Annotated in this window: 12 protein-coding genes; all 12 read right to left on the bottom strand. The window is 47.8% G+C overall.

All coding sequences use genetic code 11. The features are described from left to right. Positions 1-5: 5 nt before the first annotated feature. The 12 genes from M1D67_RS09395 to fliM are packed head-to-tail and all read right to left on the bottom strand — an operon-like array spanning position 6 to position 11,151. Positions 6-1,079: a protein-glutamate methylesterase/protein-glutamine glutaminase gene (locus M1D67_RS09395; protein WP_020451410.1), complete on the bottom strand. Its 1,074-nt coding sequence runs from the start codon at positions 1,077-1,079 to the stop codon at positions 6-8. Beyond that, positions 1,076-1,963: a MinD/ParA family protein gene (locus M1D67_RS09390; RefSeq protein ID WP_026579734.1), complete on the bottom strand. Its 888-nt coding sequence runs from the start codon at positions 1,961-1,963 to the stop codon at positions 1,076-1,078. The genes M1D67_RS09395 and M1D67_RS09390 overlap by 4 nt, the downstream gene beginning before the upstream one ends. Before the next feature lie 2 nt (positions 1,964-1,965). After that, positions 1,966-3,078, bottom strand: a complete 1,113-nt coding sequence (gene flhF / locus M1D67_RS09385; protein WP_020451408.1) for a flagellar biosynthesis GTPase FlhF — start codon at positions 3,076-3,078, stop codon at positions 1,966-1,968. Then, positions 3,075-5,111 (bottom strand): flagellar biosynthesis protein FlhA, encoded by a 2,037-nt coding sequence (gene flhA / locus M1D67_RS09380; RefSeq protein ID WP_020451407.1) that lies wholly within the window; start codon positions 5,109-5,111, stop codon positions 3,075-3,077. Before flhA ends, flhF begins: the two co-directional genes overlap by 4 nt. 33 nt (positions 5,112-5,144) lie before the next feature. Beyond that, entirely contained in the window at positions 5,145-6,224 is a 1,080-nt protein-coding gene (flhB, locus tag M1D67_RS09375; protein WP_161517518.1) for a flagellar biosynthesis protein FlhB, read from the bottom strand. Next, positions 6,224-7,000 (bottom strand): flagellar biosynthetic protein FliR, encoded by a 777-nt coding sequence (gene fliR / locus M1D67_RS09370; RefSeq protein ID WP_020451405.1) that lies wholly within the window; start codon positions 6,998-7,000, stop codon positions 6,224-6,226. Before fliR ends, flhB begins: the two co-directional genes overlap by 1 nt. 7 nt (positions 7,001-7,007) lie before the next feature. Further along, positions 7,008-7,277: a flagellar biosynthesis protein FliQ gene (gene fliQ / locus M1D67_RS09365; protein WP_020451404.1), complete on the bottom strand. Its 270-nt coding sequence runs from the start codon at positions 7,275-7,277 to the stop codon at positions 7,008-7,010. Between the two features lie 15 nt (positions 7,278-7,292). Next, positions 7,293-7,958 carry a flagellar type III secretion system pore protein FliP gene (fliP, locus tag M1D67_RS09360; protein ID WP_020451403.1) on the bottom strand — a complete coding sequence of 222 codons (666 nt, stop codon included), beginning with the start codon at positions 7,956-7,958 and terminating at the stop codon, positions 7,293-7,295. Next, positions 7,951-8,625: a flagella biosynthesis regulatory protein FliZ gene (gene fliZ, locus M1D67_RS09355; protein ID WP_079289134.1), complete on the bottom strand. Its 675-nt coding sequence runs from the start codon at positions 8,623-8,625 to the stop codon at positions 7,951-7,953. Before fliZ ends, fliP begins: the two co-directional genes overlap by 8 nt. Positions 8,626-8,637: 12 nt before the next feature. Next, on the bottom strand, positions 8,638-9,000 hold the full coding sequence (locus M1D67_RS09350; RefSeq protein ID WP_003181796.1) for a response regulator: 363 nt from the start codon (positions 8,998-9,000) through the stop codon (positions 8,638-8,640). Positions 9,001-9,026: 26 nt separating this feature from the next. Continuing rightward, positions 9,027-10,163, bottom strand: coding sequence for a flagellar motor switch phosphatase FliY (gene fliY / locus M1D67_RS09345; RefSeq protein ID WP_020451401.1), 1,137 nt, complete (start codon positions 10,161-10,163; stop codon positions 9,027-9,029). Next, positions 10,153-11,151: a flagellar motor switch protein FliM gene (gene fliM / locus M1D67_RS09340; RefSeq protein ID WP_020451400.1), complete on the bottom strand. Its 999-nt coding sequence runs from the start codon at positions 11,149-11,151 to the stop codon at positions 10,153-10,155. Before fliM ends, fliY begins: the two co-directional genes overlap by 11 nt. Positions 11,152-11,160: the final 9 nt, after the last annotated feature.

Raw genomic sequence — 11,160 nt, 5'->3', positions numbered from 1 at the left:
ATGAGTCACGCCCTCTCTTTTTTCATATACGTCATAATGGCTGCGGCAATCTCATCAACATGCTTGATGTCGTTTGCAAGTCCGTTGTTAATGACCGATTTCGGCATTCCGAAAACGACGGACGACTCGGCTGCTTCGGCGATCACCGTTCCGCTTCCATGTTTCAAAAGGCCTTTTACGCCTTCTGTTCCGTCGCTTCCCATCCCCGTCATAATGACGGCGATTTTTTCAAACTCCCGAAGTGAGGCCAGGGAATGGAACAAATAGTCAACAGAAGGCTTGTGACGGCTCTCTGTGTCGCGGTCATCGAGCGTGATCACCAATTCGCCCTTTTCAAGGCCGACTGCCATGTTTTTCCCTCCGGGGGCAATGTAAACCCAGCCGTCTTTCGCTCTCTCACCGTTTTCAGCCTCCTTCACGGTTACTTCTGAGAGGTGGTTCAGCCTGTTCGCTAATGAGGCTGTAAACCCCTTTGGCATGTGCTGAACGACAAAAACAGGCGCCTTCAACGTTTTGGGAAGCTTGGGAAGCACTCTTTGCAGCGCTCTCGGTCCCCCTGTCGATGTACCGATGCAGATGAGCTGTTTTCCAGCCCGAACACGGACTGAATCGCTGCCGCTCACCGGCGGCCGCTTTGCCGTCTCGATGGCGGGTTTTGAAATCGGAACAGGCCGGCCTTTCAGTTTCACCCGCCCTGCTGTCAACACTTTCTCAATCAGCATGTCTCTTACTTTATATAAATCAATTGAAATTGAACCCGACGGCTTTGCGACGAAATCGATCGCCCCCAGCTCAAGACATTCGATCGTGATATCAGCCCCCTGCTGCGTCAGACTCGATACCATGACAACCGGAAGCGGATCGCTCGCCATGATCCTTTTCAATGTTTCTTTTCCGTTCATCACAGGCATTTCAATATCCAATGTGATCACATCCGGGCGGAGCTCCTTGATTTTTTGGAGCGCTTCCTCGCCGTTTCTTGCCGTTCCTGCTACAGCAATCTCGTGATTGGATGTTAAAAACTTGGTGATCATGTTTCTCATAAAAGCAGAGTCGTCAACGACAAGAACACGAATCATAATGTATTGCCCCTCCTCAGGAATGAAGATAATTTATCGATAAAGGACCGGTTTTCGCCTATTTCCGTTCTGCCGTTATCAAGCAGCGATTCTGCCAGCAGGTAAACCGCCCTGCTCGGCTTGGAACGCGGGTTCTTCATCAGAAACGGCTGCTGCTCCACAACGGCTCTTGGTACCAGGGGATCCTCAGGAATCGGCCCTGCATATGCAAGCTTTTGCTGTAAAAAAGCGTTTACCGTGTTGGAAAGGCGGAGAAAGGCGGAAATTCCGTCTTTTTGGGTTGTACAGCGATTGACAGCGACTTTCAGCTGAAGATCGCGTCCCGTTAATGCCAAATGCTTGATCGCGCTGTAAGCGTCCATGATCGATGTCGGCTCCGGCGTGGTGACGACCAGAATTTCATCCGCTGACAGGACGAATGGCAGCTGATCTTTCGACAGCCCTGCTCCCATATCAAATATGACATAATCGAAGCTTGTCAAAGCCCGCGTTAATTCTTTCAGAAAGAACGCCCAGTTTTCCCCGTTCAATTCGAACATCGCATCCAGTCCCGTTCCGCCCGAAATGTATTGAAGGCCACGCGGACCGGCTGACAAGGCGCGCTCAAACGGTATTTTTTGCTGAAGGAGATCCATCACGGTGCAGAGCGATTGCCGGCCGATCAAAATATCGATGTTCCCCATTCCGACATCTAGATCGATCAACAGCACGCTCTTTCCTTTTTCCAAGAAGGCGAGAGCCGTATTCAGCGATATATTCGACTTCCCGACGCCTCCTTTTCCACTCATAACAGCGAGCGTTTTCGCTTTTGGATGAGCGACAGGGGCGGGCGGTTCGGCGAAGCGCTGCCCCATCCGCCTTCGTAAGCTTTCTGCCTGATCCATGTTCAACACCCCGTAAGCAGTCTGACAAATGATGCATTTGACAAGTAGCGGATATCTTCCGGAACATTTTGTCCGTTTGTCATATAGCCGAGACCGATTCTCGATTCGGCGAGCAGATTCATGACGCTTCCCAATGAATCGGTTTCATCCACTTTCGTGAATATCAACTGATCGATCGGAATGCTTGAGAACTGCTTAATGAGCTCCTTCATATCCTCGTACTTGCTCGTCGCGGACATGACGAGAAACGCCTGTATCTTACGCTCAAACGGAATGATTTCCTTCAGCTCCCTGACATATTGCCCGTCTTTGAAATTCCGGCCCGCCGTATCGATGAAGACGTGGTCAAAATCGGCGAACTTTTGCTGGGCCGCTTTAAATTCTTCTTTCGTGTAGCACACCTCGAGCGGCGCATTCAGAAGCTCGGCATATGTCCTGAGCTGTTCAACCGCTGCAATCCGGTACGTATCCGTCGTGATAAAAGCGATTTTTTTCTGCTTTTCCAGCACGGAAGAAGCGGCAAGCTTTGCCAATGTCGTCGTTTTGCCGACTCCGGTCGATCCGAAGAGCACGACATATTGGGAATGAATCGCCACGTCCTGTTCCCGATTATCGGGAAGAAGATCGGCCAAAGCATCTGTTAAGTGGGCCAGCGCCTTTTCATCCGTCCATTCTTCGCCGTTTTTTAAAGAAGTGCTGATCAACCGGCCGAGCGCTTTCGTACGGATGGCCGGCGATACCCCTTGCTTTGCCAGAAGCTGGTCCGCCTTTTTCAGCGGCTCAGGCAGCACATCAACCGGCTGCTCATGATGCCGCATTTCCAGCAGTTCTTTCAGCTCTTTCACTTGGCTTGCCAAATCGAGGTGGTCCGGCTGCGGGACAGGCGAAGGGCTTTGTTCACGTAAAACTGGCTTTTGCCGCTCCGGTTTCCTCGCGTCGGAAAAGTCCTGGTCGACAACCGCAATCACTTCAACCCCGGCTTTTTTCACAAAGCCGAGAAATTTTCTCGTATGAATTTTTTTAGAATTCAAGATTACGGCGTCATTCCCGAGCTCTTGTATAATTTGCTTTGTGGCTTCCTGCATAGAACCAGCTACAAATTTTTTAATTTTCATTGAATATCCACCACTCCGATGCTTTGAACTTCTACATTGGCTTCCAGTTCGTTATAAGAAAGAACCGGCAGATCAGGGAAATAGCGCTCTAACAGCTGTTTGACATACATTCTGACAGGCGGTGAACATAGAAGGATCGGCACTTCCTGCCTTAATGAGAGCTGTTCGATTTCTCTTGCTACAGATTGAATGATATTTTCGGATAATGCAGGTTCAAGAGATAAAAAGTTGCCGTGTTCAGTCTGCTGAATTCCTTCCGCCACGGCCTTTTCGACGCGGCCCGAACACGTCACCACTTTCAGCGTCTCATTTTCCTTCGCATATTGGGCGGTGATCTGCTTGGCAAGCGCCTGTCTTACATACTCGGTCAGCATATCTGAATCCGTCGTCAGCTTTCCGTAGTCGGCCAGTGTTTCAAAGATTGTCACCAAGTTCCTGATCGATACTTTTTCTTTCAGAAGTTTGGCCAGCACTTTCTGAATATCACCGACAGACAGCGGATTCGGCGAGACCTCTTCGACCAGTACAGGATAAGATTCTTTCAAGTGGTCGATCAGCTGTTTTGTTTCCTGTCTTCCGATCAGTTCATGAGCGTGCTTTTTCACCTGCTCTGTAATGTGGGTCGACACGACTGAAGCCGGATCGACAACCGTATATCCGAGCATTTCGGCCTGATCTTTCTGAGATTCCGGTATCCATTTTGCCGGGAGGCCGAAGGACGGTTCGATCGTGTCAATTCCTTCGATCTGATCGTCTTCGCCTGTCGGAGACATCGCCAAAAAGTGATCGAGGAGAAGCTCGCCTTTTGCGACTTCGTTTCCTTTAATTTTGAGCCTGTACTCGTTCGGCTGAAGAGCGATGTTATCCCTGATTCTGACGACCGGAATGACGAGACCGAGTTCAAGCGCAAGCTGACGCCTGATCATGACGATTCTGTCTAATAGGTCGCCGCCTTGATTTGCATCTGCAAGCGGAATCAATCCGTAGCCGAATTCAAATTCGATCGGATCAATATCGAGCAGATGAACGACGCTTTCGGGACTTTTTAATTCGTCCACTTCAGCTTCTTCCTCAAGGATATCCTCCACTTTTTCCTTCTCTTCACCGGCTTTGGAGAGCGTATAGCCGCCGATGGCGAGAAGAAGAGCCAGAGGACCTGTCAGGAGAATGCCGATCGGTGTGAAAATCCCGAGCAGCAAAATCGTTCCCGCCGTCACATACAAAAGCTTTGGATAAGCAAACAGCTGGCCTGTAATATCGTGTCCGAGGTTCCCGTCCGACGCTGCTCTTGTGACGACGATACCCGTCGCCGTTGAGATCAAGAGCGCAGGCAGCTGAGATACGATCCCGTCGCCTACAGACAAGAGCGTAAAGTGTGAAGCGGCTTCCTGAATGCTCATTTGTTTTTGCAGCATGCCGATGACAATTCCGAAAAGGACGTTAATGAGGACGATGATGATCCCTGCGATCGCATCCCCTTTCACGAATTTGCTCGCACCGTCCATCGCGCCGTAGAAGTCGGCTTCACGGGCCACTTTCTCACGGCGCACTTTCGCTTCCTGTTCGGTCACCATTCCGGCGTTCAAATCGGCATCAATGCTCATCTGTTTCCCCGGCATGGCGTCGAGCGTGAATCTGGCAGCAACTTCAGAAACCCGTTCCGCCCCTTTCGTTATGACGATAAATTGGATAATGATCAAAATGATAAAGACAACGAGACCGACCAAAACGTTTCCGCCGACAACGAAAGACCCGAACGTCTCGACTACTTTTCCCGCATCTCCGTTGGACAGAATCGAACGTGTCGTCGATACATTCAGCCCGAGGCGGAACAGCGTCAAGAGGAGCAGCAAAGAAGGAAATATCGAAAATTGCAGCGGTTCTTGCATGTTCATTGTGGTGAGAAGCACGATTAACGCAAGAGAAATATTCACGATAATTAAAACGCTCAACAACCATGGTGGAAAGGGTATGATAAGCATTGCCACAATGAGGACAACGCCTGATAAAACTGATAAATCTCTTGCTGACATGCTGTTTCTCTCCTTTTAAAACTGAAAAATTCACTAGATTTTTTGCTTTGTTTTGTAAACATACGCCAGGATTTCGGCTACGGCCTTAAAGAATTCTTCCGGAACGGCCTGGTCGATCTCAACCTGGTCATAGAGCGCCCTCGCCAAAGGTCTGTTTTCGACTGTCATGACATCGTGTTCTTTGGCGATCTGCCTGATTTTCAGAGCCATCAGATCGACCCCTTTTGCGATGATAAACGGCGCATCCATTTTGTTTTCGTCATATTTCAGCGCGACAGCGTAATGGGTCGGGTTTGTGATGATGACATCCGCTTTTGGCACATCCTGCATCATGCGGCGCATCGCCATTTCCTTTTGCTTCTGCTTGATCTTCGACTTAATCAGAGGATCGCCTTCGGTTTTTTTGTATTCGTCTTTAATGTCCTGTTTTGACATGCGAATATTTTTTTCATAATCAAATTTTTGATAGAGGTAATCGAGCACCGCGAGAAAAATCAGGGCGACTGCAGCGGAAACCCCCATTAAAAAGGTGAGCCAGCCGACATATGACAAAGCCTCGCCCGCGGACAGCGCCGGGATTCTGAGAATTTTGTCAAAGTTCAGCCATAGAACGGCGAATGTCACGCCGCCGACAATCACGATTTTTAAAATCGATTTAAGCAGTTCAACGATCGCTCTGATGCTGTAAATCCGCTTGAATCCTTTAAGCGGGTCAAGCTTTTTCAAATCAGGCTTGATCGCTTCAGGGGAAAATAAAAACCCGACTTGCATATAGTTGCTCAAGACCCCGGAGACGACGGCTGTCAGCAAAAGCGGTGCCATAATGAAGCCCGATTCAAGCACAAGACTTTGAAACAGGCCGGGAATATTGGCGACTGACACCTTCATCGTGATCAACTCTTTGTAATATTTTTCGATCAGGGCGAGCAGGCGATCTCTCATAAAAGGGCCGATGAATAAAAATGATAAAAACACGATAAGAAGCGTGATCGCTGTATTGACATCTGCGCTTTTGGCAACCTGTCCTTTTTTTCTGCTTTCCCGCCGTTTTTTCGGCGTCGCTTTTTCCGTTTTTTCACCTGCGAAAAATTGCAAATCCAACGTCAGCTTCATCATGCCACCCCAAGCAAAGTTAATAGATCTCTCATTGTCCGAATGGCAAATTCGAAGACGTGCTGCATCATGCTGAACATAACGGCCATGCAGATGATGAGCATGATAAAGGTGATTGCGATTTTCAAAGGAAGCCCGACGACAAACACGTTGAGCTGCGGCACCGTTCTCGCCACAATCCCCAATGCCAGATCGACTAAAAACAAACAAGCCACAACAGGCGCAGACAATTGAAATGCTGTTATAAACATCGTGTTGAAGCTCTTTGCAATAAACTCGGCAAATCCTTCGCTTCCAAACGACAGCGCCATCTTATCGACCGGGATGTATTGATAGCTGTAATAAATCCCGTCAAGCAGGAGATGATGCGCATTCAGGCTCAGCATGAGGAGCAGCGCCAACGTATATAAAAACTGGCCGACAAGCGGGCTTTGCGCTCCTGTCTGGGGATCGATCACATTCGCCACCGCAAATCCCATTTGAAAATCGATGAATGATCCGGCGATTTGAACGGCCGAGATCATCATGTAGGCGATCAGCCCAAGCAGAAGCCCGATCAGCGCTTCCTTCATGGCCAACATCATGTAAACTCCGTCAACATCAAGCTGAGGAGGCTTTTCAATCGCCTGAAAACTGACGAGCGCAAGAAAAAATGCAAAACCTATTTTATGAACGGCAGGAATTGACCGATAAGAAAATAGAGGCACCGTTACATAGAATGCTGTGATTCTGACAAATACAAGTAAAAAGGCTGGAAATGATTCAATTATTGACATGTTAAAACTACCCTGCAAAACGGTTTAAATTAGAGAACAGCTCAGTCGCGAATGATAAAATCGTCGACAGCATCCACGGGCCGAAAATGACGAGCCCGACCAAAACGGCGACGATTTTCGGAATGAATGCAAGAGTCTGTTCCTGTATTTGGGTGGTTGCCTGAAAAACGCTGACGATCAGCCCGACGAGAAGAGCGAGCGCCAAAAGCGGCCCGCTGATAAGCAATGTAACGTATACAGCCCTTTCAGCCATCGATATAACAAATTCTGAATTCATGTATTAGCACCTACTCTAAAAGCTTTGCAGCAAAGATTTAACGATTAAATACCAGCCATCTACAAGCACAAACAGCAAAATCTTAAACGGCAGTGAAATCATGACCGGCGGAAGCATCATCATCCCCATCGACATCAAAACACTTGCCACAACCATATCGATAATCAGAAACGGTATAAATATCATAAATCCCATTTGAAACGCGGTTTTCAATTCCGAGATGACAAACGCGGGAACCATCGTTGAAAGCGGAATATCTTTAATGGATTCAGGCGTCTCCATCTTTGCGTAATTCATAAATAAAGCCAGATCTTTCTGTCTTGTATGCTTGCTCATAAAGGTTTTGATCGGGGTTTCCGCTTTTGTGTAAGCTTCATCCAAGGTGATTTTATTGTTCATTAACGGCGTCAGCGCTTCTTTATTAATCTCGGAAAAAGTCGGCCCCATAATGAAAAATGTCAGAAACAGTGCAAGTCCGATCAGCACCTGGTTTGGGGGCATTGACTGTGTTGCCAGCGATGTCCGGACAAAGGACAATACGATGACAACCCTTGTGAAACACGTCATCAGGATCAAGATCCCCGGAGCGATCGAAAATACTGTCAAAAGCAGCAAGAGCCGGACGCTGGCGCTGACGTTTGCCGCATCGCTTGAATTAAATAAATCCATAAACTCATTCATGTTGATTTTGGCCTTTCTTTCTGCCTTCTGCGCGATTTTGTTTCAGTTCCGCGAGCTGTGCTTTTAACGACTCGGAAAAAGATGCTGTGCCGCTTTGCTTTTGCACGCCTGGAACTTTGACTTGATCCATCCATTTCTGCCACTCAATCTTGCTGTTCATCGCAGCTTCATGCTGCGTGAGAATTTCTTTATATTCCTTTTCATCATCGATCTCTTTCAGCAGCTGGATATTATCGCCGACACCGACGACCAGCACCCTGTTCCCTACTTTAATCAGCTGTACGGACTTGTTTTGCCCGAGCGAAGTTCCGCCGATGTTTTCGACATACTGGAAGGGTTTTAACAGGCGGTTGCGTTTATTCATGAATTTGACCAAAGCGTAGATCAGAAAAATGACGAACAGTAACGCGCCGATCATTTTCACAAAATCAAATATGGAAACGGAAGGAGACGGGGGTTCGGCCTCCGCCTCTTCCTTAAGAGAACTTTTTTCCTCGGTTTTGTCTTTGTCTTTTGCTTTTTCTTTCTCTTTGCCCGCACCTTTTTGCTCAAACAGATGGTCAACGGTCTGATCCCCCGATTCCTCTGCGAGAGCCGGAGCGTACGGCAGCACGAGAAAGGCAAATAGACAAAGGCCGGCTATGAAAATAAGAGGTTTCTTAAACAAGTTGTACACCCTTTAGCTTAGCGTTTTATTGATCGCTTCCATGACGCGGTCAGCCTGGAACGGTTTGACGATAAAGTCTTTCGCTCCCGCCTGAATAGCGTCGATAACCATCGATTGCTGGCCCATTGCCGAACACATGATGATTTTTGCCTGCGGATCGATTTCCTTGATTTCTTTAAGAGCCGTGATTCCGTCTTTTTCCGGCATCGTGATATCCATTGTGACAAGATCAGGTGAATGCTCTTTATATTTTTCAACAGCCTGCGCTCCGTCTTGCGCTTCTGCGACGACTTCAAAGCCGTTTTTCACTAAAATGTCTTTAATCATCATTCTCATAAATGCTGCATCATCAACTACTAAAATCTTGTAAGCCATTATTAATCTCTCCAATCAATCTGTTATTATCGTAATTTGCTGATTCGTTCCGCCTGACTTAAAATGTCTGTCACCCTGACGCCAAAGTTTTCATCGATGACGACGACTTCGCCTTTGGCAACGACGCGCTGGTTGACCAGGATGTCGACAGGCTCGCCTGCGAGTTTGTCAAGCTCAATGATACTGCCGGTTGACAGTTCAAGCACCTCTTTGACGCTGCGGTTTGTCCTCCCCAGCTCGACTGTGACGGACAAAGGAATATCCATGAGCATGTCAAGGTTTTGAAGGTGCGGCTGCGCGTCAGTCTGAGGGGCAAAGGATTGAAACTCTGCCGGTGCCACCTGCACAGGCTCTGAAACTTTTGCCGTCCCTTGCCGTTTAGGCGCAGGCTCCTGTCTTTGTGTCTGAGCAGGTGCCGGACTCGGACTAGGCGCCGGGTTTTCCTGTACGGGCGGCTGCTTTACCTCTTCAGTCTGCACAGGCTCTTCTCCGCCGTCCTGATTCGTTAATTCATCGATCAGGTCTTTTGCAAAGGTCAGCGGATAAAGCTGCATAATATGCGAATCGATCAGTTCTCCGACTTTCAGTCTGAAAGATACTTTGACGAGCGGGTCCTCTTTCGGAATTTGCTCTGTTCCTTCCCCTTCATTCACATCAAGGAGGTCAACTTCCGGCGGAGAAATATCAATCTTCTTGCTGAAGACGGTGGACATCGACGTCGCTGCGGAACCCATCATTTGGTTCATCGCTTCCTGAACGGCGCTTAGATGAATTTCGCCAAGCGACGGATCTGCGTTCGTCCCGTCTCCACCCATCATCAAATCAGCGATGATCGCGGCATCTTCCTGCTTGATGACGAGAAGATTGTTTCCTGAAAAACCTTCCGTATAGCTCACACCGATTGAAACATACGGGTGCGGGAACTCATCATTTAAATGGCTTTTTTCAATCACCGAAACAGTCGGTGTTGTAATTTCGACTTTTTGATTCAATAAAGTGGACAAAGCTGTTGCAGAGCTCCCAAAGGAAATGTTTCCGATTTCCCCGATCGTATCCTGTTCCATCAGGGACAACCCTGATTCCGGCTGCTCTTGAGCCGTATCATCGCCGCCTTTAAGCAGCGCATCAATTTCATCCTGTGATAACCTATTGTTATTCTCCATATTCTTCACCTCTTATGTCGTGATCTAGAATTTGAATCGCAGTCTTTCGATTCATTCGGCCGGCTTGTGCTAGAAATTTCGGTTTATCTCCGACCAAAACAGTAAGAGGTTCTGCTACTGATTTGTCCAAAGTGATACAATCTCCAATTTCTAAATTTAAAAACTCTTCAATGGTTAATTCCGATGATCCGAGTTCTGCGACAATTGGAATTCGCGCCGTCATAATCCGCTTTTCTATCGACTTTGTTTCCTCCGGTTTTGGTTCTATTCTGTCTGATTGCATCCAGTAGTGAACGGAAAGCTTAGGAATGATCGGTTCCAGGACGACGTGCGGGATGCACAGGTTGATAACCCCGCTGATGTCTCCTATTTGCGTGTTCAGCGAAATGACAACGACCGTCTCATTCGGCGATACCATTTGCACAAACTGCGGATTCACTTCAAAATCGGACATTTCCGGCTCGATTTCCGTGATGGATTCCCACGCATCTTTATAATTCGAGAGGCAGCTTTCAAATAAATTGGACATGATTTTCGTCTCAATTTCCGTCATGCTGTCAATTTTGTTGTGGCTCGAACCGATCCCGCCCATCACCCGGTCCATCATCGTATAGGCGATGGTCGGGTTGATCTCCATCATGATTCTTCCTTCAAGAGGGCGAACCTCAAACAGATTGAGGATCGTCATATTCGGAATGGATCTGATGAATTCCTCATAAGGAACCTGATCAACCGAGCTGACCGAGATCTGGATATAGGTTCTCAGCTGAGCCGAGAAATAAGTCGTTAGCAGCCTTGCAAAGTTATCGTGAATCCTTGTCAAGCTGCGGATCTGATCCTTTGAAAAGCGGAGCGCCCGTTTAAAGTCATAGACTTTTACTTTTTTAACGGACTCTTCTTTTTTCAGCTCGTCGGCGTCCATTTCACCTGTCGATATCGCTGAAAGCAGTGCATCGATTTCATTTTGGGAGAGTACTTCTCCTGCCATCTGTTTTCA

It is taken from the genome of Bacillus sp. PK6-025, assembly GCF_056530265.1.
This window is presented reverse-complemented; position numbering and strand designations above follow the sequence as displayed.